19 protein-coding genes and 4 pseudogenes are annotated in these 25,249 nt (G+C 44.2%); 8 read left to right on the plus strand and 15 right to left on the minus strand.

The window, feature by feature from the left end; translation table 11 throughout:
• Window positions 1-13: 13 nt before the first annotated feature.
• The 5 genes and pseudogenes from tnpC (E7747_RS12020) to E7747_RS12040 all read left to right on the plus strand — a co-directional run bounded on the left by tnpC (E7747_RS12020) (window position 14) and on the right by E7747_RS12040 (window position 5,005).
• Window positions 14-1,615, plus strand: coding sequence for an IS66 family transposase (tnpC, locus tag E7747_RS12020; RefSeq protein WP_136413423.1), 1,602 nt, complete (start codon window positions 14-16; stop codon window positions 1,613-1,615).
• A gap of 59 nt (window positions 1,616-1,674) precedes the next feature.
• Window positions 1,675-2,505 (plus strand): annotated as a pseudogene (locus tag E7747_RS12025) (AAA family ATPase); the annotation flags it as partial.
• Between the two features lie 345 nt (window positions 2,506-2,850).
• Window positions 2,851-3,270: a plasmid mobilization protein gene (locus E7747_RS12030; RefSeq protein ID WP_136416182.1), complete on the plus strand. Its 420-nt coding sequence runs from the start codon at window positions 2,851-2,853 to the stop codon at window positions 3,268-3,270.
• Window positions 3,267-4,473: pseudogene (locus tag E7747_RS12035) on the plus strand (relaxase/mobilization nuclease domain-containing protein). The gene E7747_RS12030 and the pseudogene E7747_RS12035 overlap by 4 nt, the downstream one beginning before the upstream one ends.
• Before the next feature lie 4 nt (window positions 4,474-4,477).
• Window positions 4,478-5,005: a hypothetical protein gene (locus E7747_RS12040; protein WP_136416184.1), complete on the plus strand. Its 528-nt coding sequence runs from the start codon at window positions 4,478-4,480 to the stop codon at window positions 5,003-5,005.
• Between the two features lie 165 nt (window positions 5,006-5,170).
• Here E7747_RS12040 and rhuM (E7747_RS12045) read toward each other — a convergent pair.
• Window positions 5,171-5,545, minus strand: a pseudogene (gene rhuM, locus E7747_RS12045) (RhuM family protein); the annotation flags it as partial.
• Window positions 5,546-5,615: 70 nt separating this feature from the next.
• On the opposite strand from rhuM (E7747_RS12045), the gene E7747_RS12050 reads away from it, so the two are divergent.
• From E7747_RS12050 to tnpC (E7747_RS12060), 3 genes are all read left to right on the plus strand, one after another.
• Window positions 5,616-6,032, plus strand: coding sequence for a hypothetical protein (locus E7747_RS12050; protein ID WP_136413419.1), 417 nt, complete (start codon window positions 5,616-5,618; stop codon window positions 6,030-6,032).
• Complete coding sequence (gene tnpB / locus E7747_RS12055; protein WP_136413421.1) at window positions 6,019-6,375, plus strand: IS66 family insertion sequence element accessory protein TnpB; 357 nt, start codon at window positions 6,019-6,021, stop codon at window positions 6,373-6,375. Before E7747_RS12050 ends, tnpB begins: the two co-directional genes overlap by 14 nt.
• Window positions 6,376-6,453: 78 nt before the next feature.
• Window positions 6,454-8,055 (plus strand): IS66 family transposase, encoded by a 1,602-nt coding sequence (gene tnpC / locus E7747_RS12060; RefSeq protein WP_136413423.1) that lies wholly within the window; start codon window positions 6,454-6,456, stop codon window positions 8,053-8,055.
• A 59-nt stretch (window positions 8,056-8,114) separates the two neighbouring features.
• Here tnpC (E7747_RS12060) and rhuM (E7747_RS12065) read toward each other — a convergent pair.
• The 14 genes and pseudogenes from rhuM (E7747_RS12065) to E7747_RS12130 form a co-directional block, all read right to left on the minus strand.
• A pseudogene (rhuM, locus tag E7747_RS12065) lies at window positions 8,115-8,810 on the minus strand (RhuM family protein); the annotation flags it as partial.
• 74 nt (window positions 8,811-8,884) lie between these two features.
• Complete coding sequence (locus E7747_RS12070) at window positions 8,885-9,934, minus strand: hypothetical protein (RefSeq protein ID WP_136416186.1); 1,050 nt, start codon at window positions 9,932-9,934, stop codon at window positions 8,885-8,887.
• The gene (gene brxL, locus E7747_RS12075; protein ID WP_136000318.1) at window positions 9,934-11,364 is read right to left on the minus strand and encodes a BREX system Lon protease-like protein BrxL; all 1,431 of its coding nucleotides are present in this window, start codon (window positions 11,362-11,364) and stop codon (window positions 9,934-9,936) included. Before brxL ends, E7747_RS12070 begins: the two co-directional genes overlap by 1 nt.
• A 2-nt stretch (window positions 11,365-11,366) precedes the next feature.
• Window positions 11,367-13,814 carry a BREX-4 system phosphatase PglZ gene (gene pglZ, locus E7747_RS12080; protein WP_136416188.1) on the minus strand — a complete coding sequence of 816 codons (2,448 nt, stop codon included), beginning with the start codon at window positions 13,812-13,814 and terminating at the stop codon, window positions 11,367-11,369.
• A 357-nt stretch (window positions 13,815-14,171) separates the two neighbouring features.
• A complete protein-coding gene (locus E7747_RS12085; RefSeq protein ID WP_136413786.1) occupies window positions 14,172-15,401 on the minus strand; it encodes an IS4 family transposase in 1,230 nt (409 codons plus the stop codon).
• A gap of 94 nt (window positions 15,402-15,495) precedes the next feature.
• Window positions 15,496-16,260, minus strand: coding sequence for a hypothetical protein (locus tag E7747_RS12090; protein WP_136416189.1), 765 nt, complete (start codon window positions 16,258-16,260; stop codon window positions 15,496-15,498).
• A 146-nt stretch (window positions 16,261-16,406) separates the two neighbouring features.
• Complete coding sequence (locus E7747_RS12095; RefSeq protein WP_136416191.1) at window positions 16,407-18,077, minus strand: hypothetical protein; 1,671 nt, start codon at window positions 18,075-18,077, stop codon at window positions 16,407-16,409.
• A gap of 117 nt (window positions 18,078-18,194) precedes the next feature.
• Window positions 18,195-18,674 carry a hypothetical protein gene (locus tag E7747_RS12100; RefSeq protein ID WP_136416193.1) on the minus strand — a complete coding sequence of 160 codons (480 nt, stop codon included), beginning with the start codon at window positions 18,672-18,674 and terminating at the stop codon, window positions 18,195-18,197.
• A gap of 15 nt (window positions 18,675-18,689) precedes the next feature.
• Window positions 18,690-21,227, minus strand: a complete 2,538-nt coding sequence (locus E7747_RS12105) for a phosphoadenosine phosphosulfate reductase domain-containing protein (protein WP_136416195.1) — start codon at window positions 21,225-21,227, stop codon at window positions 18,690-18,692.
• Between the two features lie 6 nt (window positions 21,228-21,233).
• Window positions 21,234-21,452, minus strand: coding sequence for a helix-turn-helix transcriptional regulator (locus E7747_RS12110; RefSeq protein WP_175578482.1), 219 nt, complete (start codon window positions 21,450-21,452; stop codon window positions 21,234-21,236).
• 71 nt (window positions 21,453-21,523) lie between these two features.
• On the minus strand, window positions 21,524-22,087 hold the full coding sequence (locus E7747_RS12115) for a hypothetical protein (RefSeq protein ID WP_317130196.1): 564 nt from the start codon (window positions 22,085-22,087) through the stop codon (window positions 21,524-21,526).
• A 59-nt stretch (window positions 22,088-22,146) separates the two neighbouring features.
• Window positions 22,147-23,409, minus strand: a complete 1,263-nt coding sequence (locus E7747_RS12120; RefSeq protein ID WP_136416197.1) for a type II toxin-antitoxin system HipA family toxin — start codon at window positions 23,407-23,409, stop codon at window positions 22,147-22,149.
• Window positions 23,410-23,412: 3 nt separating this feature from the next.
• On the minus strand, window positions 23,413-23,733 hold the full coding sequence (locus tag E7747_RS12125) for a helix-turn-helix domain-containing protein (protein ID WP_120470935.1): 321 nt from the start codon (window positions 23,731-23,733) through the stop codon (window positions 23,413-23,415).
• 198 nt (window positions 23,734-23,931) lie between these two features.
• On the minus strand, window positions 23,932-25,245 hold the full coding sequence (locus E7747_RS12130) for a hypothetical protein (RefSeq protein ID WP_136416199.1): 1,314 nt from the start codon (window positions 25,243-25,245) through the stop codon (window positions 23,932-23,934).
• Between the last annotated feature and the right edge of the window lie 4 nt (window positions 25,246-25,249).

Genomic DNA, 25,249 nt, shown 5'->3' on the forward strand with positions numbered 1-25,249 from the left:
GTAACTTTACACCATGAAAAAGAACGAGTTGATAGAGTTTCTGCAACGTCAGATCGAGTTCCTTCAAGGGCGGCTCGACGAGGCGTTGGCCTCTGTCAGCTCGCTTACTTTATCCAATGAAAAGCTGCAGTCGACCAACGAGAAGCTTGTGGCGACTGTAGATGAACTGCGCAAGCAAATGGCCTCAATGGAGGAGGCTATGAAAGGCAAAAGTGCGGAACTGAGCAAAGAGAAAGCCGCGCGTCAGGCAGTGCAGCGTCTGCAGGGCTCGCCGTCGGAGCGTCAGAAGAAACCGGTGACGACTCCTGCCACATCCGAAACTCGACAGCAGAAGCCAGAGAAGAAACGTACCAACAACGGCGCCAAAAGGAAGACGCATCCGGAGTGTGAGGTGGAGACCATTATAGTGGAGCCTGACAGTCCGGACTTCAATCCCGAGGCGGCGACGTTTATCGGCGAGTGCGATGTCGTGCGCTACGTCATGGAGCCGATGCGCTTCAAAAAAATTATCTACAAGGTCAGAAAATACGTGCAGGACGAGAAAATATACAAAGGTTCCGCACCCGCCACACCGCTGCTTAACTCGCAGTATACATCTTCCTTCATAGCCGGACTCGCCGAGCTACGCTATCTCCACTGCATGCCACTTGAAAATGCTGTCGAATACTTCCGTGCCCACGGCTTCGACCTTGACAAAGGCACCGCACAGAAGCTCGTAAGTAAGGTAAGGGTACATCTGGAAAATCTATACAAGGCGCTGGGTCAGGCAATAGTCGCGGACAATTATATCTGCGGTGACGAGACCTATCAGAAAGTGCGGCTGCAGGTGGCAACTCCTTCGGGAAGAAAGATCAAGAAAGGCTACATATGGGTGTTCGTCGGCATGACAACCGGGCTTGTGTACTTCTTCTATGACGACGGCTCCCGCTCGGCCGAAGTCTTCGAGCAACACATAAAAGGCTTCAACGGAGCCTTCCAGTGCGACTATTACTCGGGATACCGGCATATCGGAATCGGTGGGATGAGCGGGATAAAACGCTTGCCATGCCTGCAGCACATCAAGCGAAAGTTTCTCGATCTGAAAGACAATCCAAAGGCGCAGGAAATAGCAAAGCTCTTCGGACTCCTTTACCACTTCGAGCATCAGCACCGCATAGGCAAAGACGGATGGACGGCGGGAAAGCACCTTGAGTGGAGACAACGATACTCCAAGGTGATGCTCGAGAAAATCCGCATGAGACTGACAGCAGTCAAAGACCGCATCGGCGTGCCACCCGACGACCCGCTGCTCGCCGCCACCGAACATGCACTCAAACAATGGGACGAGATACCACGCATCTTTGCCTCACCCACCTACAGACTCGACAACAACGAAGTCGAGCGAATCAACCGCTACATATCCCTGACCCGTCGCCGACTTACAATCGGCTCCCACTCCGGAGCCGAAGCCGCCGCCCTGTACCACTCTCTTGCGATCACCTGCCACCGCTGCGGAGTCAACGTCTTCGACTACTTCTGCGACATAATCGACCGATGTGCCGCATGGCCGCCAAACACCCCGATCGAAAAATACCGCGACCTGCTTCCCGACCGCTGGAAACTCTCACAAAAATAGCCGCCCAAAACCTGGACGGCTATTTTTTTAAGCTATACCTGCTGTCGCGGACGGTTGTACGTTCTATGTTCCCTGAAAACAAGCGGAAGATTCTGTATATCGACACGGAACAGGGGCAGCATCATTGCCAGTTGGTATTGAAACGTATCTTGCGTTTGGCGGGACTACCGGACGATGAGAAGCCGGATAATCTGCTCATGCTGTCTCTGCGCAAGTTCGCCCCAAAGATACGCATGTTGATAGTCGAAGAAGCCATCGGCACAATACCGAATTTGGGATTGGTCATTGTAGATGGCATCCGTGACTTCCTTTATGACATCAATTCGTCCAGTGAATCCACCGACATCATCTCCAAATTCATGCAATGGACGGACGACAGGCAGATTCATATCCATACCGTCCTGCATCAGAACAAGAATGATGAACACGCACGTGGGCACATCGGCACGGAGCTTAACAACAAGGCTGAAACCATCATGCAGGTCGAGGTGGATAAAGAGGACAAAAACATAAGTATGGTCGAAGCCGTACATATCCGTGACCGGGAATTTGAGCCTTTCGCATTCCGCATAAACGAGGAGGTACTGCCCGAACCGGTAGAGTTTTATCTGCCCAAAGAGAAGAAGGTCGGGCGACCAATCAAAGAACCGTTCGATCCGTACAGGGAGATTCCGGAAAGCGTACATCGCGCAGCATTGGATGCCGCTTTTGCCAATGGCAATATCGGCAGTTACGATGAGTATCTGGAACGTTTAAAAGAGGGTTACGGATTGCAGAATGTAAAGCTCGGTCACAACAAGGCGGTCAAAGTTGCCACCTTTGTCAGCAACAAGCGGATGGTGATAAAAAAAGGGAAAGAGTATGCCTTCAATCCTGAATACCACTATTAGATTAGCGGTGTGCAAGAATTGACACTCCCCATCTAACTTTACTTTATTGCCGGGGGGTATATATAAGAATAAAGCAAAGTCAGCAGGAAGACATCGTGTGAGATATTCATGCTCTCCCCTCTTTTAGAGACTTATATCACCTTACGTTTCCTGTCTGATTGCCTGCTCGCTATACGCATCCGATAGGACGTGTCGGGAAGCATCAACAGGTAACTGTTGCGAGATATGCCAAGGTATAACCTCACTGCGTTACGGTTTTACATTGGCGCTCTCGCCTGCTCAGTTCCTTTGCCGGTGCGGTACTCGCAAGCTCGCACCTATTCAACCATTATAAAAACGATTCAAATGAAAGAAGATATTGAAAATACATCGGATTCCTCGAAAGAGACAAGAAATGTCTTCATCGGGGCGAAAGTTACTCCTACCCAGAAGGAGTATATAAAATCTCTGGCTGCAAAATGCGGTATGACTGTAAGCGATTACCTATTGTCGTGTGCGTATAACTTCAAACCCAAAGCAAGGCTCACGAAAGAAGAAGCTGCACTGTTGCAGAATCTGGACGATTGTCGGTCTGATCTCGTAAAATACACCTCCGCACTGCACGGAATGTCCACAAAGCAACGTGTGGCAATGTTCAATCAGATTCCGTTCATGGTCGGCTGGCTCAAGGAACTTGGCAATGTAGCCGAAAGTGTCTGCCAGTTCCTGAATGCTATAAAAGAGAAAAACAAGATTCCGTCTAACCCTCAATCTGAAGAAGAATGATTTCAAAAGCCAAAGCCATATCGCACGGAATAAACGATATCCGTTACATTACCGGCGAATCACAGCACAAGAAACATCCGGAAAAAATCTATCGGGTATTGGACAATCTGTTGCCCTCTGAACCGGATGCTATGGGGACATGGAACTCCATGCAGTTGACCCTATCACAACACCGTCCGATAAAGAACTCCGTTATCAGAATCGAACTGAGTCCATCGCCCGAACATACCCGATTCTATGACATTGAGGACTGGCAAAAGCTCTGGCAAGAGTTCGCCGAGGAGTTCGACAAACAAATGATTACCGGCAAGGACGGAAAAGTCCGTTCCTGCCCGACCAATTTAGCAAACAGCAAATACACGGTTTGGTTGCATACGGAATCCAAAGGCGAAGTACCCCACCTCCATGCTGCGGTCTGTCGTTTGGATGAAGATGGCAATATCAATAACGACCATAACATTCATCTTCGGGCGCAACATGCCGCCGAGCGAGTGGCAAAGAAACGAGGATGGACGACTGCGGCGCAAATCCGAAATCGCAACATTCCACAGGTGAACCGGGACTGCATGAAGGCGTTGAAAGCAATGCCATTATGGTCATGGGATGAGTACAAAAAATGCCCTTGCCCTGAAAGGCTACGTCGTGCATGAACGAGAGGACAAGCAAGGTGTTCTCCGTGGATATGCGCTCGTGCATGGGAATACCAAATACAAGGCTTCCGAATTGGGAGTCGGCAGAAATTTTATGATCTCGAAACTTCCTACAACATGGAAGAAACTACACCACCAGTCAACGGCCACCATTAGGAGCAATACTCCGCAAGCCATCCAACAATCAGCAGAGCATAAGGCTGCTCCAATAGACTATACCCAATATCGCACAGACCTTCCGGACATGATTCCCTATACCCTTACCCATGAAGGCAAGGAACACCGATTCTATATTCCAGGAAAAGTGCTTGACTGTTTCAATGACGAGTTTGATTACAGATTTGTTGCCAATAGTCAAGAGCTTACCGATATGGCGGTAGCTATTTTTGTCGGACTGCTTTATACGCCGAATGTAGCAACCGGTGGAGGTGGCGGAGGTTCGCAAAGCGACCTTCCGTGGAGAGACAAGGACGATTTGCAATGGGCTCGCAGATGCGCTCGTGCAGCCAGTCATTCGTTAGGAAAGAAAACAAAAACAGGACTAAAACGATAAGCCTATGAAAAAGAAATTCGATTTTTCCGCTGAGATGAGTGAAGCGGAATCCATAAAATCCATTCCCAAGAATGAATATCTGGAGGAAGAGAAACGGCTACTCAAAGTGAACGTAAAGGAACTTGCCAGCCTGAATGACAACGTGCATTACATGATTACAAATCTGGTAAATCTGCTCGAATTTCTACGGGAGTACAAAGTAGCTATTGCACAGCAGACAAAAGAGGAAGCCGAGAAATTCGGGCAAATAGTCCTTGATAAGTTCCTTCATCAAATTCAAGACAAATGTAATGAAACTGAACGAAATATCCGTAAGGCTGATGGGTATATTTTCATACCATATACGACATTTTATATCTTGATTATCATACTGGTTGCCTTATCTTCTTTTTTCGCCAGCATCATGATAGCAAATGCAGAGATTTTGTATTCGGCATTGATTTGGAAAGCAGTTTTATGGACTGTCCTAATTGTCGTGGCTGGAATTACTACAATGATACTTCTATCGAAGGTATTGAATAAGTCCAAATAGCAAATTATACAGAGCAACGAGTCTTAAACCTAGAAATCAGGATTGAAACTCGTTGCTTTTTACTTCCATATCATTCTATACAACAGTTCGGTAATTTTTGAGCAGGCATAGCTGTATCGCACTGATACACAATAGTTTGCTTCGATATTGAATTATTGTTGTATCTTATTGATATTCAATTGAATATGCAAATTTTACCGAACTATTGTCTATATCTAAAGGTAGCAGATTACCATCACTGAATCGGTCAAAGTCGGATTGGAACAGTCTGTCTTGAATAATCCTGTACTTTTCAAACTCCGTTTCCGCGAACTCTTTGGCAAATTCGGCTGACACGTTTCCGCTATCCTGTAATATCGGAAGTTCTGCCACATCAATGAATTTGTCAATACGTTTTGCCCAATCCTCCATTGTCATTGGAATGTGACGTTTGGCCATATTTTCTGCCATATCAAGGGATGCATTGACTATTCTGCCCATCTCCTCCAATTCGTTTTCTCGCAAATAGTTTTTTGCAACAGATACATCTGTTTTGACAATGTACAACCATCCGCGATAGCATATTGACGAACTCCGAAAGAGAGTTGTATCTTTGTCGACAAAAAGAATCATGGGTTATAACAAGTCTTTGTCCGATGTCTATTCAGAGACATGGACGCGTTACAAGAATCAATGCGAGACAGACGGCTATATCGCATTGAACCGTTTCTGTGCCGGTACCGGCGTCAACGTCCAGCGGCTTTATGAGTGGCTTCGGCGCCGCAAAATCAGCATAAGCGATTATCAACGCAGTCTGCCGGAGAGACCGGATTCGTCGCGGGAAGGTGGCGGGCCGTTATTCCGGGAGGTTAAGGTTCCCGGTATTCAGGTTGCGGATGAGAGCCGGGATGTCGGTGCCACCAGTGTCGTGCGTGACGTGCACATCGAACTCGGTTGGGGCCGAGGCGTGAGTCTGGGAGAGATAAGCGCGGAGGGGCTGGCGCTTCTGGTGGATGTCATGACACGCAGGAGTGATGTGGAGTCTTGAGGCGGATATGCGGCTCTGGGTATGCCGGCAGCCGGTATCGATGCGCTACGGCATCCGGGGTCTGGCCCAGATGGTGTGGTCGTGGAAGGGGCATTCTCCGGCATCGGGCGATGTGTATGTGTTTTTCTCAAAGGACCGCAAGACCATGAAGGCGTTGAAATGGGATGGCGACGGATTTTTGATGTACACAAAAAGACTGTCGCGAGGCCGTTTCCGGGAGGTGCTCAAAAAGGGCGATGACGGCGTGCGCAGGCTCCAATGGGACGATTTCTATATGCTGATGAGGGGCCTCACGCCTGTGAAGGTGATGGTCGAAAATCGCTTCAGAATGGCCGTAAAATAAGGCTTAATAATTTGTTAATCAAATAAATAAATGGCGTGGAAAGTTGCAAATGTCAGATATTTTTTGTAACTTTACACCATGAAAAAGAACGAGTTGATAGAGTTTCTGCAACGTCAGATCGAGTTCCTTCAAGGGCGGCTCGACGAGGCGTTGGCCTCTGTCAGCTCGCTTACTTTATCCAATGAAAAGCTGCAGTCGACCAACGAGAAGCTTGTGGCGACTGTAGATGAACTGCGCAAGCAAATGGCCTCAATGGAGGAGGCTATGAAAGGCAAAAGTGCGGAACTGAGCAAAGAGAAAGCCGCGCGTCAGGCAGTGCAGCGTCTGCAGGGCTCGCCGTCGGAGCGTCAGAAGAAACCGGTGACGACTCCTGCCACATCCGAAACTCGACAGCAGAAGCCAGAGAAGAAACGTACCAACAACGGCGCCAAAAGGAAGACGCATCCGGAGTGTGAGGTGGAGACCATTATAGTGGAGCCTGACAGTCCGGACTTCAATCCCGAGGCGGCGACGTTTATCGGCGAGTGCGATGTCGTGCGCTACGTCATGGAGCCGATGCGCTTCAAAAAAATTATCTACAAGGTCAGAAAATACGTGCAGGACGAGAAAATATACAAAGGTTCCGCACCCGCCACACCGCTGCTTAACTCGCAGTATACATCTTCCTTCATAGCCGGACTCGCCGAGCTACGCTATCTCCACTGCATGCCACTTGAAAATGCTGTCGAATACTTCCGTGCCCACGGCTTCGACCTTGACAAAGGCACCGCACAGAAGCTCGTAAGTAAGGTAAGGGTACATCTGGAAAATCTATACAAGGCGCTGGGTCAGGCAATAGTCGCGGACAATTATATCTGCGGTGACGAGACCTATCAGAAAGTGCGGCTGCAGGTGGCAACTCCTTCGGGAAGAAAGATCAAGAAAGGCTACATATGGGTGTTCGTCGGCATGACAACCGGGCTTGTGTACTTCTTCTATGACGACGGCTCCCGCTCGGCCGAAGTCTTCGAGCAACACATAAAAGGCTTCAACGGAGCCTTCCAGTGCGACTATTACTCGGGATACCGGCATATCGGAATCGGTGGGATGAGCGGGATAAAACGCTTGCCATGCCTGCAGCACATCAAGCGAAAGTTTCTCGATCTGAAAGACAATCCAAAGGCGCAGGAAATAGCAAAGCTCTTCGGACTCCTTTACCACTTCGAGCATCAGCACCGCATAGGCAAAGACGGATGGACGGCGGGAAAGCACCTTGAGTGGAGACAACGATACTCCAAGGTGATGCTCGAGAAAATCCGCATGAGACTGACAGCAGTCAAAGACCGCATCGGCGTGCCACCCGACGACCCGCTGCTCGCCGCCACCGAACATGCACTCAAACAATGGGACGAGATACCACGCATCTTTGCCTCACCCACCTACAGACTCGACAACAACGAAGTCGAGCGAATCAACCGCTACATATCCCTGACCCGTCGCCGACTTACAATCGGCTCCCACTCCGGAGCCGAAGCCGCCGCCCTGTACCACTCTCTTGCGATCACCTGCCACCGCTGCGGAGTCAACGTCTTCGACTACTTCTGCGACATAATCGACCGATGTGCCGCATGGCCGCCAAACACCCCGATCGAAAAATACCGCGACCTGCTTCCCGACCGCTGGAAACTCTCACAAAAATAGCCGCCCAAAACCTGGACGGCTATTTTTTTAAGCTATACCTGCTGTCGCGGACGGTTGTACTTGACAATTTTTCCATTCGGAGCATTTTCCCAAGTAGTCAGCCCCATGTGCTCTTTATCTGCATTGGCTCGTTCCACAATCAGTTCCGCAGCAGTATGCCCGTGTATAGCATAATGCATTTTGTTCTGTACTTTCTTGAAAAACAGACGAGTTGTCGGAGCATCCTTGTTATAGTCTATTGCCGTAGCATAAATGTCGGTCAGTTTCTGATAAAAACGACGCTCACTCAGCCTTATCTCCCTTATTTCGGCAAGCAAATGTTCAAAGTAGTCCTCACCGATGAAAGAGCCGTTTTCCATTCGCTTACGGTCAAGTACATATCCACGGATAGCAAACTGTCGGAGTACAAACGTACACCACTGCCGGAACTGAGTGGCACGAACAGAATTCACGCGATAACCTACACTGATGATGGCATCGAGATTATAGAATTGTGTATTATAGGTTTTACCATCCTCAGCAGTATGTGCAAATTTTACACATACTGAATCTTGCAATAATTCAGATGACTCAAATATATTTTTAAGATGCTTTGACACAACCGTTCTATCAATGTCAAAAAGCTGTGCTATAGCTTTCTGCGTTGCCCAAATGGTTTCATCTTTATACATTACTTGAATCCCATCCTCCTTGCCTTCAAGCATAAAGATGAGGAATTCTGCTGTACTATTTCGTATTTCTATATTTTTTGTCATTATATAATTCCATTATCGATTTAATACCTCCATTAAATCTCACAAATGCACCTTATATCATAATACTTAAACTATTATACTAATTCAACCTTAATTCCCAGATTGAGTTTTTGTGAAATCTCGGTTATCTGGTTGAACTTGGTAATAGTGTCGGAACAAGTATTACATAACCAACCATTACCAATAGGTTTACACAGTTTTTTATAACGAGGTGCAGGATTTTTCAGTATTAAATTGTCGGCGCAACAATTGATGCCCAATTCTCGCACTCTATCTACACCAGCATATTTTACAACCTCTACGAGGGCTTCCAATACCTTCATAGGACAGATAGTACGTCCATCTAGGAATGTAACTCGAATTCTATGACGCTCACTTTCCGATATTCCCATTATGGGTATTGCTTCCTCTGAATTATTTAAAGGGACAAGACTAATTTTTAATTCAAGCTCCAATTCATCGGATATTGTTTTAAGATCAAAACCCTTTGCTTTTGTTGAACTATTTGTCATTACGTACCACCCTCCACCTATAGGTTTTTGATATTTTGCATATTTAGAGTCAAGCGTTTGGGAGACGACAGCAACTCCGGCATGTGACAAACCAACCGAATCTACTTTTTCCGGATTAATCTCTTTTATGACAGCCACATATGTATCGCTGACGACGTTCCCCTGAAAAACTTTCCCATTAGGAAACTCAACTCTAAGTGTGTATGTCTTGCTACGCTTTGGAGTATCATGAGCATCAGTCTGATTGCTTGTACTGGTAATAATTTCTAGATTATTAGAATCCATTTCCGATTCTTCAAGGATATCCTCGTTTGGGCAGTTACATTCATATTTATCGCGAATAAATACTGTCGATCCTGATTTGCAAAATGAATAGTCAAGCTGTTTTTCACCATTGAATTGTAGGTTCATATCAACCGAGCATCTCAACCAAGATATCTTACGGCTTAGAGTTTTCATCATTTCCGGAAACAGATTTTCTTTGAGATATTGCAATTCAATGTTGTTGATTTCTTTACGTATTTCTGCAACAACATCCTCCCCGGACTCTTTCAGTCTGTCAAGGGATTCATATAGCTCTTTCAGCTTTGATATGTCGGTATTAGACGGCATTACTTTAATTCAAATATTGGCATGGGTTTGGAGAAAGAACTTTCACGGTCGATGTTAGCACATTGACGACGAATAATATCTCTACGATGAACAGCCGGTTTCAAACAATATGTATAAAACTCAGCAATATCCATATCCTCCTTGTTGAGAACGTGTGGAAACAGCAGCTTCAGATAGGCTGAGGCAATACGCTTTACGGCTTTCAGATGGCGCATATCTGCCCCCTCCGGAACTGCGATAGATTGATTTACAATTGTAGCATATTCCGTTGCAGTTCTGAGTTGGTGTAGGACCTCCGAGAAGAATTCTACGTTCAAAGTCCAGTCGCGTAGTGCCATGTCATTGGTAATGCGTGGAAGTAACCAACCTTCTATAAATCCGTGGAACCGGTCGAGAAGAGCAGACTCTTTAAAGGCTTCTGGAAGTTCTTCTACATAGTTATCGGACATTGGGAAACCATCTTCTGATAAGGGTATATTACCAAGAAGAATCAGGCCACACTCAGACATAAATTCGTAATTATCAACGTTGGTCTTACCATATTCGAGATAGTTTTTAAGGATAGAACGCATCTCCATGGTATCAGTGAAAGTAATAGACTGAATCTCATCAAGTGCTACAAGGTCATGATGGAGCATAATTCCAGGTGTCTTGCGTGATTTGTCATAAAAGAGCTTGGCACGGGAAACTTTCCCCCCGCCAATGAGCCAAACGAACTTTGACAAATTGCCGAAAACATAGGATTTACCAGTGCCCTTGGGTGCCAGTTCAATCAGGTTTAGACGAGGCTCGATGAACGGTAGTAAACGAGCCAGAAACTCCAGTTTTTGAGTTTTGCCCGAAAAGGCTGACGGGGTGTACTCCATAGCCGAAATAAGCACATCAATCCATTCATCGGTTGTAAATTTCTTACGGCACTCTCTGAACGAATTGAGATCGAGACGTTCGAGTGGACGGAAAGGCTTATATTTCGACATTTCAATATACCCCCTCTCCTTATCTTGCGGTGGAATATAAACAAGTTTGATAATTCCCCACTTTTCTCCGTCAATCAAATCATCGGGATTTTGGTCTACGATATGCTGTGGTATTTCCGTATCCGCCATCTTTATACCCATTTCCGGAATTTGGAACTGTGTCTTGTTTTTGGCGATGTTTGTGCTTATCTCAAAACGAGTAAGTAGAGTAATAACATCGCCTTGCATGAGGCGGCTGCGAATAGCATTAGGATTAAGAGGTATGTGTTCATCGAGGAATCTAACAAGAGCATCACGACGTAGTTTGCCGTTCTGATCAATATGCGTGGCTATCAGATAGTCCTTGACAAATGATGGCAGATTACGGCCAACGAATACTTCATTGTTGGCTGGATTCTTATAGACAGTAGATTCTCTGAAAACCAGCCTGATTTTATCACCAATTTCACTCATAATTAAAAGTCATCTAAATCAAGGCCTGAGCTAAAGCCCATACCAAAGAATTCAATTTCCAATTGTACAGGTTTCCCTCTGAAAGGAATAACCGTGATGTGATGTTTGCCCTCGGTTGCATTGGGGATGATACCCTCCCATTGCATACCATGGCGAATAAGAGTTATCTCTTGACCATTGAATATGGCCTTGGATGACTGAGGCTCAGGAATAATCTTAAATACGACCTTCCTGTCAGAAATGGGCACCTTAGCCTCGACTGGTACAATCGTGTATTTGAGAGATTTCGAGGCATCATCATTGGAAATAACAATGAATGGGACAAGCACTTCTTCAGGCGTGGCACCGCCATGTACCTCGTGTGTCGGTTTGACACCAAGCGACTGATGTCTGAGAGCGACTTTATATTTCTTATGGTCGCGTTCATTTTCGTGAACTACGAAATCAATGTCGCTGACCATCGTACAATCATCTGCAAGGGGGACATATCGGCCTTCATGCTTTGTTTTGGAATCAATCTTCAATGAGTCGCACTTGCGGGACATGGAGCTAAGTCCATGATCCGACACGATGGCGATTGTGTGTTTACCGACTTTATTATCGTCAAGAATTTTGTAGATAACTGCTTTAACAGTTTCCAGCTCTGCAACTAGGGTCGTATATTTTTGATAGTGGCCTTCGTGTGCCAGTTCGTCAAGCGCATTGAGTTTAAAGATGAGATGGTTGCCAACATCAAATGAGTTAAGATGCGTGTTCGATGGAATAGTTGTGCGAGCGATTTGCGAAAGTATGGCTTCATAATTGCTCTGTGAGTTTTCAAGCAGGTAGTGAATGAATGGAATAAATTCTGCGCCGAGGCCGTCCACCCAATAGATTTTGTCTATGGGGTAAACTTGACTATTCTGAATTTCATTCAGCAAATCGTGACTATTCTGGAACGAGTAGTACCAATTATAAAAAGATTCAGCACTCGCGTTGCGTTCCTCTACAATTTCCTTGAGTTCTTCGGTGTAATTATCAACTATCTTTGCCCTACGGAATCGTTCTAGATAATCAGCTGCCCACGAGGCTGTAACTTTGGTCGCAACAGATTCATACGCAGTAAGGTACCCGGCAAGGTCAGGATAAAATTCTTTAAGGTGTGAAAGACCGAAGTCTTTCTCTGCCATAAGAACATACCAGCCGAGGAACAAGATTTTCTCAAAGTCAAAGATGGAAGTACAAAGTCGTTTTGCTTGAGAAAGGCTATCGTCCTTTTGAGCTATTTCAATGATATGATTCTTGACCCATAACTGATGTTCCTCAGGAACAAGTGTGCGGAACAATTCGCACTGAGACTGCATAATATATTTGCGGCTGTCGAAGTTTTGAAGACGTTCCGCATTAGTCATATAGAATATCCGCTCGGTAAGATTGACAAACAATGTGTTAGCAATCTTAAAGTCGTCGATCTCATGAAGGACATCGCACATATAACCCGACAGTTCATCCCCTTTGTAAGCAAGTGCGTAAGCTTTAAGAAGCCAACGCTCATAAGCCAGTGTTTCATTTTTTGCCCAAAGCAAAAGAATATCGTTTGCAGTTATCGTTTTTCGATTAAATAGGTCTTCAACATAGCTCGGAAAGTCGAACAGCTGAGCGGCCTTCTTGCCGATGTTTTGAAGCATTGCGTCCCAATATTCCAATTCTGATTCCTTATATTCTATGGGTAATGATATTTCAAGGAAGTCGGTTATAAACTTATGCGAGTTATCTACAGACTGGAATGTGAATATTGAGTCCGGCTTAGCATTCGGCCAGCGGTTTAGAATTGGTGATGCACCACACAAGATTTTATCTTTAGGTGCCTGTTTCTTCCAGAAACTAAGCCAATCACGCATGGTAGGCAGTGAGCAAATATTAAGCTTGTCAGGAATAGTATAGTTTTTGAATTTTGAGACGTATACCATTACCTTATCGTCCTTAGGCGTATAATATTGCCAAATGGGGGCGCTCTCTTCAATGCGTCCAAAGGATTTGAGGAAGTCTGTAAACCGGTTATGCAGCCCGATGATGGGAATATAAATTCGCTTTTGAGGATGTGCAATATCTTCAGATAAGATAATATCATTAAAGAAACCCTTGAACTCGTCCTCTTTGAAAAATCGAGCAAGTTCAGAGAAGGGTGTTACGATGCTAGAGACCTTCAAGTTCCGTACGGCATCGCTCAGAGTGTCGATGTCAATGGTTTTGTCCGGGCCAAACGCAAGCTTTTCAAGATCGAACTTTTCCACACCAAGTTCCAAAACAAGAAACTTGGTTAGTTCTCGAAAAGCATCAAAGTTATTCAACATAATGAAGCGTACACAATATCGTTGCGCTAGCACATCATATGACTTTACGTCAACGCTAATGGCCTCCTTAAGGTCATCAAGCGAGTGAAATGCTATTACTTTGTCGGTTGCATCCATTTTTATAGTCGATTGAAAAAATCTGCGGTTTCAGGATACTGTTCGAGAAGATTAAGTATGGCCATTTGCCACATGGTGTTTGGCATATTTGTGGTCTTGATTTTCTCTTTAGCCTGCTTAACGATGTCCGTCTTAGAGGTCTTATTTTCATTGTTAGAGTCTCCATCATTACCACTGTTGTTGCCGTCTTCACCATTGTCGCTGTCCCCATCGCCTTCTCCATTCTGTCCGCCGCTACCGGAGGTTTTACGGATATAGAATTATTGCTGTCCGATAAAACTCAAATAGCGCAATAAAGTATGGCTCGAACGCTGATTTTACGGTGTTCGAGTCTTCTTTTTTACCTTACAAGCCCCCTCAGTCAAACAATGACGGTTCGGGAGGCGCTCCGGAGGCCTCGGAAAGGATGATTTCCCACTCTTTTTCCGGGTTGTTAAACAGGCTGTTGAAGTCAACGTAGTACATCAGGGTAATTCTGACCATTGTTGCCAGCCCGGAGAAGCTCCACTGGCGTTTCAGCCCCTTCTGCATAACCATCAGCAGTAGATTGGCGATTAGTGTGATCCAGATCTGGATCTTGATGGCATTGGCGCTCTCGCCATAGAAGTATTTAAGTGGAAAGTTTTGTTTCATCTGCTTGAACAGCAGCTCAATTTCCCATCTCTGTCGGTATATCGCGATGATTTCCTCCGGGTCGGACTCCATATCGTTGGTCAGCAGCGATATCAGTTTGCGCTTCTTGACATCCACATAAGTGATTATGCGTGATTTATGTCGAATGACCTCTCCGCCTTTAACCTGCTTTACAAACTCCACTTGCTGTATCCTGACCTCCATCAGTCCGTCAGGAGTCTGATACATAGTGTCCGACAATATGCTGTATTTCAGGTTCTTCTTCATCTTGGTGACGTATGTTACGCCACGCTCCGTCAGTTGTTGGAACTTCTCATAGTCGATGTATGCGCGGTCCATTGCCATTATGTCGCCTTTACTCAATGTTGTTGGCTTGAGCATGAATGAGTCGTTTGTAGCCGCTGATGTGAACTTTATATCCGACGGCACACCTTCGTTGGCATGTATGACGGTATGAACCTTGATTCCGCCTTTCTTTTTTCCGGTCTTTGGATGGCGTCCGACTCCCTTGAACAGCAGGTTGGAGAACAGAGTAATAGTCGTGGAGTCGATAATCTGCAGCCGTTTCATCCATTTTGGAGTCTTGCGGCTGTGGCTGTCCGAGGAAAGAACGTGGCGGTAAGTGGCATATAAATCGCGATATATAGCCTCAAATATAGCTTCGGGGCGCCTCTTGTTGGCATCCGCGAGTGTGCTGCGCCCGATTTTGAATGTAATACCTATATGAGACAGTTTACGCGTCTCGGCAAGCAAACTGGCTGTTATCTCACGCAATGAGTCGAATCGCATTATCACCGCATAGAGCATTACCACCAGATGAATCCAGCAGTTAAACCGTTTGGTATATCTCTCTCCTCCGTATTCGCGGCTAAACTGAAGAATTTTCGACTTGTCAAGCAGTTTTATTACCTGACCATAGAGCGGCTGTCCGCTAAAATGACTACTTTTGGGCATAGTTTAGAATATGTTTTGACCAACACAAACTAAACTAAAAGGACTGACTCCTGCAATAGGTGCCAGTCCTAATTTTGTTTTGCCTCAAAAAGTTTTATCGGACAGCAATAATATAGAATTGGTAAATGGCTTTTTCAACATCGGACTCCTTACGAAATGCGATTTCGCTGGGAAGTTGCGAGAGCTTTTCAAGCATCTCGTTCCACCATGCTTTCTCGATTTTGATACCTTCTATACTGTCAACGAAGTTTACAAATCCTTTTTCGTAATTATCAACATTGGTGATAAGTATAAGAAGCTCCACATGATTGTTTTTGATGTTGCGATAAATCGCTTTAATTTTCTCGACAGGAGGAGCCTCCTGAGCAAAGATTGCAATAAGAGATTGTATCGCATTCTTCAAATCTTCCGATAAACTGGGAATATGGACAAGAGTCCATAGAGGTTGTTTTGCATATAGCTTGCAGAATTCCTGAATGTACCATTTAGCATTGTCGAGACTCTTGACATCATCTGGTTTGGCCTTAATTGTATGGCCGAGATCGAATGTATCATAAAGTAATTTGGTAAGGTCACTTTCCTCCTTCGAGCCAAAACGGAGAAGCATTTTGGAGTTTGAGTCAGACTTACCGTCTTTCCACATCTTGAATAAGTCGGTCACCATGGTGCAAAGTGCCTCGTCAGAGATGGGCTGGGATATAGTTGTTTGGAACAACTCAGACTTATATTTGCGGAGAGCGTATGCTATAGCTGCACAATTCAGCATGGAAGTAAACATGCCATAGGGTGGCTTTATGAACGAAGCGAACACTACAGGCAAACTGAATTTATCAGCGTATTCCTTACGTGCTTTTTCCATGCATTTTTCCACATGATGGCAGATTTCTACCAGCCACGAATGCCCGTTAAGAGCATTTTCAGAAAGCACTCCATCAGATTTAACAAGAGTATTTCCGTTTTCCTCAAAGAGATATTTTAGCGGCGAAGCACTACTGCCGTGCGATATTAGCTGATCACGGTTTTGCGCCTGCAGTATTTGTTGGATAACTTTCGGACAGTTACCGTCTTTGGAAAACGCATTGTCTCAAATCCCATGTTATAAATCTTAGCACAGAGCTTATTGTTAAGAAGGTCTGGAAGTTGATCAATAGTGCCTTCACGATAAGACTCACCATTGAAATATACATTATAGGTGTTGTGCCGAAGTTGTGTAATCCACTTAGAAACAAAAGCATGAGCCGCTTTCTCAAATTCCTTAGCCTCAGATTCATTGAAATGACTACGAGCAACTTTAGATGTGGCCACGGCATCAATGAATTTGTTATAAGCCTGTATAGAGAATGTTTCTTCAGCCAGTACAATAACCAGATTTTCAAATTCCTTTGAGAAATTGTTGAGCAGTGTCGATTTTATTTCACGGTTTTCTTCATCAAGAGCGAGGAAGAACGCAACGTGCATATAGTTGGGCTTGTCAGATGTGAACTTATTCAACCTACTGCGAAGGAGTTGCTCGCTATCCTCGCATGAGAAGAACTGGACGGCAGTTTCTCGCTTAACAGAAACGCCTATTTGGAACAACCCACCGAGGTCTTCTTTACTGACAGTGTCATAATCAAGAACAGAAATAGACGTCTTATAGGCCGACTGTTCGTCCTGCCGACGTTTGTTCATCTCATTCTGATTGTAGGAAGTGCCGCGGATTTTGAACTCGCCAAAGATGTCGCGGACTACAATTTTGTTCTCGTCGAGATAGTTCAAGATGTCGATAACTTTACTGTGAGCACGATCACCAGCAAACATACAACGGAGTACGTTGTCGTTTGGGGTCATCAGCTCGATTGACTTCTTGAACTTGGGTGATAATGCGTTGAGCAGCAAAATCGCTTTAAAGACTCGCAAATGGTCTTCACCTTGAGCACGCACTTTGTCTTCAAACGAATTGAATAGCCCAGTGAACGTTACGCTAGCGGGGTCTGCATCAAATGTGGGATAAAAGAAATCCCACAGAGTGTCAGCTGTCATCAGCATATCCACATCATAGCAATTTTCGTTATTGAGGAATGCCTCGAAGCCAGAGTCGCCATCGTGCATGAACTTAATGACGCTTCGATTTGAAGAACCTATGAAGTTTGATACTTCCGAGCAAAGGAAAGCTGTATAAGGATGCATTGGGAGGAGCTCCTTGATATGGCCTACCTGTTCGGCATTGCCATGTGTCAGGAAGTCAAGTACTTCTCCGATTTTTGGGAGTACAATATTTTTGAACGCCTTAAACTGCTCATTCGATTCGATATCTGGAATAGTAAAGCTGTGACGCATAATCAAATATGTACTCAGACTATCCATCTTATAATCAATTTCATCGAACCGATCACTCATCTTCGTGATGTCCTTCGCCTTGTTGTCGGTGCTTTGCGCCTCTACACGGTGCGAGATAAGGAACAGAAATATGTTGTGATGCTGTGATTTCTCAGCGATATTTTGGAGAAGGTTGATTCGATCGCTTTTCAATGTATCCATCACAGATGTGAATTCATCCCAGAAGATTATAAGTCCGTTAGCAATACTGCGCTTCTCTATTTCCTGTTCAACTTCAGCAAGCCATTCGGCAATCGCCGTTTGCTCAAAAACTGAGCCAATGGTTTCACGGATGGCATTTTCAATGGTAATATACATTCCGGGATTGTAGTTCTTAAGGAATGTAATGGCTTCATCAGCGGTATTAATGCTGTCGGAAAGGTCTTTTGCATTGGGGATGACTTCTTCCTCAAAAATGCGACGATGCCCCTCAATTCAGTTTATGGCGGCTGTGAAATCAGAATTAACAACAAAGTCTGGCACAACTGCTTTGACAGCCTTCGACACCTCGCGCTGCAACGACAGCGTGAAGCGTGGAATGTCATATGCCTGTTGCACCCCCTTAAGTGTTACGGCGAAGTAACGTTTGTTTTGGCGAAGGTTCCTTACTTGGGATTTTAGCGCTGGATCATTGATGTTTTCTATATATGTTTTAATTGAATCAAAGTCATCACAAAGCAGGTGCTTGACCACTGCACTTGCGTGACTTTTACCGGTACCGAAAGTACCGCGTACCCAGATGCTTCTTCTTTTACTTATCTCGCTGCTGGTAATTGCGGTGAGCGAGCGTTGGAGCATCTCATTGAACTGAGCAGTTGGGATGAATGATTGCCACGAAGAAACTCCTTCTTCCAGTATGTCGTATACCGGAAGGAAGTTCTGTAAGTGAATGAAGTCTGAATATTTTGTTGCCATGAGTTTACAGGTCAATTATTTCAACATTAGTTTGATGATGTCTTCTGAGGTGAGATCCTCACGAAGGATAATATTGTCAAGCCCCATTTTCAGTTCGGCGCGGAGCACTTGATTCTGCTCCTGCTCAAGAGAACGGAGAGTAGCCTCGAAATCTTCACGCTCAATACCGAACTGGCGAACGATGCCTTCTGTCTGACCGGGATTGTAGAACTCTGAAACGGTCAGTAAGTAACGACCATTTTTCTCTGCATAGCGATATAGAGAGTACGCAGTGGCTACGAGCGAAAGATCATTGTGTGCCTTGCGAATAACCCCAGGTTTACGGTCAACCGTAGTAGGTATAGCAATAGCGGATCCTAGCGGACTCTCCTTAAATGTATTCAGCAGAGAGTTTAATGGATTTTTCAATGTACGGTCTTTCAAATCGGGATAAGAGTCTTGAATCATAATTTCAAGTTCCTGCTTTGTGATGTTACGATCGTAAGGAACTGTTGATGAGAACCATCTTGCGATTTCTGAGTTTTCTGTAAGGTTAACCCAGATAATATCCCATACAGTATTGGCATTGTCTGCAAAAGTGTCAGCCATTCTTTTGCCAATCGGAGAAATAAATTTGTCTGATTGGTTGAGAATCCCTGCTTCACGAATCCAGTTTGTGAAAGGAGGAATCTGATAACGTGGATTTAGACCATGGTTATCGTTGTCAAAAAAAGTCTCATATGTGGCAAAATATTTTTTTAGCCATATTTCACGAAGGCCCATGCCATCGTTGTAGCGATTAATACCTGATTTAACGGATTGCATTTTATTTATTTTTTCTCCGCTCGAGATGCTGACCGAACTTGCGGAAAGGCAACCCTTGCCATCAAACTCGATACATTTCAAGCAATGTATACATTTGTTTTTGTCAATTTTAACTGTTGGAACAACAGAGAGAGCCCCAGTCGGGCACTCAACTTCGCAAACTTCGCAATGGATGCAATAAGTTGCTTTATAGAGCACCCTTTTTATGTGACTCATAAATACAACATCGTTCTCCGTTCCATTCACTTCGATGATTGAAATATTTTGCGAACCATAGGTTATTTTGAAGTTAACCATTTTTTTTCTGTATTTGAGAGTCCCAGAAAAAAAATCATTTTCAAAGTTTCCTTGAATTTCACCCAATACTCCAAACCAAGTTAAAATATCTTCTCTGGGATTGGAAATAGTTGCTTTAAAGTCCTGTCCTTCTTCTATGAACGAAATATCAGAGTGGCATTCAACTGTACGACCGCCAGCTCTTTCTTTCCATTTACCCAGCTTGATATAGTTGTCAATGCCATGTACTTTAGACTTTTCTAATGACAAACGAATACTATTAATAAAGGGCTGAATAGAGTTCGGATATACTTTGGATGCTATATTCTCGCTCCATTTTGACGAATAAGGACAAATAACACAGCCAACTCTTGAAAACCCTAAACGATAAGCAGAGTTAAACGGAAGTCCTTTAAGGAGTATATACAGATACGTTTCTGTGGCATTCCATGATATAATTGGGCTAACATTAATGATATTATTATGCTTTGCATTTTTGCCAATTCTGCTTCTGTTAGCTCTGTTAACACTTTCTTCGTTACGAACCCCATCAAAAAGTATTGCAGAAGGCTGTTTATCTCCACCGCAAATTTCTTTCAGAAGGCGAGCTAATGGAGCAGACTTCATAATGCTACAACACCAGCGTAAAACACGGCTTGGTGCCCCCATCCTATCCCAATACAACATCAACTCTTGATGGTTCTTAGATACGTAGAAACGTAAATTGGGATACTTCTCATGATAAAAATCCTTCACCTCATCGTATAAATCAAGCGAAGGAGGTAATTCATAACCAGTGTCTGAATAGATAACGACCAAATCTTCACTGGGAATTACTCTTGTAACAAGGTCTAGAATTACTTGTGAATCTTTACCTCCAGAGAAGGAGCAAACGAAGATGTCTATTTTACTCTTTAGTAAGGCTGATTTTCCAAGTTTCTCTATGTCCTGAATAGGCATAACGTCAAAGCTATCGCAAGACTCTTTTACCACAGCGTATTCTGTTTTAGTTCTTTTAGATAACTTTGAAGCTAATTCCTGGAAATCAAAATCAGGATTTACTTCTTTTGCTTTCTCTGCAGCCTTATATTTACGATACTCCCCATCAATAAATTCCATCGCTTCATGTTCGATAAGGAAAAGGGGATCTTCATTGGCTTTATTCAAAGCCGACATATTGACAGGCTCTATATCAAGTTGAGTGTTGGCAACAAAAGTAAAAATATGTGATTCAAACAGGTCTCCTCCATTGGTTTCGAGAACCATTTCACCTTTATAGAAATAGCGACGATCACAAGCCCATAAAAGAGGTTCTTCACAATGAGGATACCTCCAACCTATTTGGTCGAGTCCAAGAAAGTCAAGTTCTTCCCAAAACACGGGACGTGGACAAACATTTAGAGCCTCACCAGACGGTGGTGCCATCGTTAGACGAACTCCATTATTTTCTTTATCCCATATAACCTTAAACATACGCAATTACTTAGTTGGACATAATAATTCTCTCACATCCACATCAAGGATGTGAGCTATTTCTTGAAGTTGTGTAACTGACGGCTGAATTTTATTATTACACCATCGCGATATTGTGGTTGCATTTTTACCAACAGCGACACTAAGCTGTTTAGCTGAAATTTGTTTTTCTGCCAATACCGCTTTTATTCGGTTTACCGGAATAGGTCTATCTTCAGTTTTCATTTTATTACAACTTCTTGTAAGAAACTGCAAAGATAGCGAAAAACTCGAAAAGTCCACAGTGGTTATTGCTTTTATTCCTCATCTTCATCGAGATATGTCCAGTCTTTAACAGCATATTCCTTTTCAAACTCCGCCAAGTCTTCCTTGATGCGTTCCCGGAAGCTCTCCTCGCTATCATCGCCACTCATCATCCAATCTACGCGAATTGCATATATTTCTGCTATGCGCATTTGCCGATACGCCTCCTTCATTGCATTTATCGTCTCATCTGACAGTTCCAATACATCAGCATCATCCGGATAACGGTCATAACAACAATGATAGATTGAGTATAATACTGGAATTTGTTCACCATCAGGAGTATCAGACATATTATGCGTTGTTGACTGGAATATTATGTCATCTGCGATAAAAAGGTCTGCATATTTTTGTTCTGCCTTGATGATAGTTTTATCTCTCAGGAGAAAAGATTCTGCATCTTCATAACTAGCAAACTTCATATAGCTGTTATAGTTATGGAATGAGCTAAAGCTGTCTTTCTCATAAATTACCCAATAATCCATATGCTCCTTCTCTGGCTTTGGCTGTAAAGCTCTCGCAATATCACGCTCCATAGTATCTGCGATTTCACGCATTGCATATGTGCTCCTATCAAAATATCCTCCACTCATAGTTATTTTTCTCCTTATCAAATTTAAATACTACCATATCGTTCATCCAATACTCCTGAAAACATATCCATCTCTCTTTTGGAAATACTCAATCGTGTTGCCAGTTCTCGCCATCCTTTCACGGCTTCAATCACTTCTGAAATAATCTTTTCTGCCGTTTTTGGGTTAAGCATATAATCTTCGCTGGCATCCAGCAAAATACTCAGCTCTGCTTTATTAGAAGTTGATGAAACAAGCAAACTTTGATATTCATTCAAAGTTGGATTCATATCGTATGCAGGAGAAAGCGTCCAACCTTTTGCAGTCAAAAGAAAACCGTGATTACGGAAATGGTCATCGCTATTACCAATGCAGATATTGAAAGCCACACGGCGATAGAGTTCCTGCAGATTCCCTTCTACATTCGTACAGTTCTGGATTATGAAATCGATTATATCCAGATAACCGTGCCCTGTAGTTGCATTATCGCCGTCATTAAGACCCAATAAAGTCATGGCAGAAGCAAAATGAATCCGTTTCCCCTCTTGGGTTCTGTCGAAGCGTTGCGAAAGCAACGTATGATATTTCTCTCCTGTTGCCAGCACTTTGGTCTTTGCGGCATTTATACCGGATTTTGCAGCAAGAAGATGGCTGAAATGCTCCCAAAGTCCTGCATCGTAATCATCTTTGCGAGATGGGAACTTGGCTATACAAAGCGTTTTATCCGTGTCTATCACACTGGCTTTAGGTCTTGCGCCACCCAGTGAAGAACCGGGCTGCACGAGTTGGGCAACCCATTTCCTGTCAGGCAGGACATTCCCCTCTTCGCTTTTCTCGATTTCCGCACTGGCTGCAATCAACTCCCTTATATCCGTCAGAGGTGGGATTTTCAACGACTCACTTACATTTATAAATCCTCCGTCTTTTGACTCCTTGAAACGGAAAGCACCCATTCGGGAAAAGTCATCGATACCAGTCAAAAAATCGAAAGAAGACAGTCTCCGTACCGGTCGCTTCTCTTCCATCGCAGCAATCTGCTCACGTCGCAACAATAGCGTTCGCCCCCAACGATCCGGCAGGGCATCCGAGAAACATCCGAATATATCTTTCTCCGGTTGCGTATATTGCTGTCCCGGATAATTATTCAGGTCATCACTCAGGAACAAATCTCCATGTTTCTTCAGCCATTCATCGCTGAAGGTAAAGCAATAGCTGTCCGAGCCACGAAGAGATTCATAGCCTAACTCGCCAACGAGTTCTGTTTCCTTGAGCCAATCAAAATCGGCATAAACACATAGCGTCTTCATCGTTTACTCCTTTTTTGAAGCACGTTCCCTCGTCTTCAAACTCAAATCCTGCAAGGTTTTTCCCAATTTGTCTTCTTTGGCCAACCACAGAATATCATCATCAAGCTGTAAAGCATACAGCACACGCAAATAGATTCCGATTGCTACGGTCGGTGCACCTTTCTCTATTCGGGACACAGTCAATGGAGAGCAAGTGGCACGTTCCGCCACCTGAGCCACACTCAGATTCCTGCGCAAGCGAGCCAGTTTAATCTGCTCTCCCACAACTGACATTTTCTGCTCCAACTTTCGGGGCAACTTGGTTCCCATTGTATTTTTAGTCATAATCAACTTATCATATAATATGCAAAGATATTACTTTTTACCTATTTAATGATATATTGCGGACGCAAAAATCACAAATTCAAAAGATACGACTATTAAATACTGATTTTGCTACCAAAATAGAGATTTCAAAGAAGCAGACTTCTACCTTTATCTATGTTATAGTCAAGATAAAAGCCAGCTTCTTCAATTTAAGCATCACTCGATGGGCTTCACCAATTCTTCATCCTGCCATTCCGCAAGAGAAACAATCGCATTGTATTGCTCCAAAGTCAAATCCGATTCACTATCGTCTGAGCATTCGTATTCCCACGGCAGTTCGTAAACAGTACCTTCTTCCTGATAACCCATATAGTTATGGTACGTATTAGGAATTAACCGCACATAATCTTCTTCGCGCAGAATCATCAAAAGTTTCTCGGCATCACGAATCAATAATGGCACTCCGACCTTATATAGAGCAGTGGCAACCTCAATGGCCAGCTCGACATTTGCCGAGTAGCTATTAGAAACAACTATCATCCAACCCTGCTGTGGCACCTTCGATGCAATGATGTTCAAGCGCGAAAACCCCAACTCGCCATAGTGGTCTGTTGCAAACCGTATAAAATCCTCCGGGCTGTCAATGTCATAGAGTTTATCTACATCTACGAATTTCACTCGTTTGTAATAGACTACATCTCGCAGTTCTTCCGGGATATTCGGTTGTTCTTCGCAGAGACGGTTTCCAATACTTCGCTTCCGGTAGTATGCCTCATAAGCCTCGTTAGCGATACGATAATATGTGCAATATTGCCGAATGGTCATAGTCTTCAGATGAAGTGCGGAATGTTCCTTCGCAGAATCCTCCAAAGCCTTTATCGCTGTTTCCCGATCTTCCACATTAATCTTAAAGCTCGGAGCTATCCTATTGAGTTCCTTTCGTGCAATCCGCCCAATCCGTTGCTGGCACGGCAGATTGTGCGCCACATAGTCGTTGAACCCATCAGGATTTGCAACAATAACATCAACCAGCCTCTGCAAATAGCAGAAAAGTCGGGCAAGGGAATCCTGATACCATCCGTCATCTGATTCTCCGTCGGCACAAGAGGAGCGATTTGTTATGACGAAATGCGCATGTTTTCGGTCTGTAATGCGAATCGACCGGAACTCTTCGTATTTATAAGAGGTAACATGAAACCACTGCGTTTCCGTTGGATTGAACGCAAGCCAGTCCGCAAGGAAGGCTTCTTTGCTTTGATACTCTCCCGAAGCAATCAGTTCCTCGACATCACCCCATTCCTCTGGAGTGGGTCGCGGTACCACAATGTAGAAGCCACGGTATTCATCATCCCCCATTACGGTAAGTTGCTCGAACTGATGCTGAATTTCAACTAGACGTTCCAGCATATTGCCGCTAACTGTGATTTCACAATGACGCATTTCACCCATTGCTTCTATATGCGAAGCGTTCAAGCCAACCTCATTTGCCAAATCAATAAAGAGTTTTCTATCTATTATTCTTTCATCCATTGCT

It is taken from the genome of Duncaniella dubosii, from assembly GCF_004803915.1.
In the GTDB taxonomy this organism is placed as follows: Bacteria; Bacteroidota; Bacteroidia; order Bacteroidales; family Muribaculaceae; genus Duncaniella; species Duncaniella dubosii.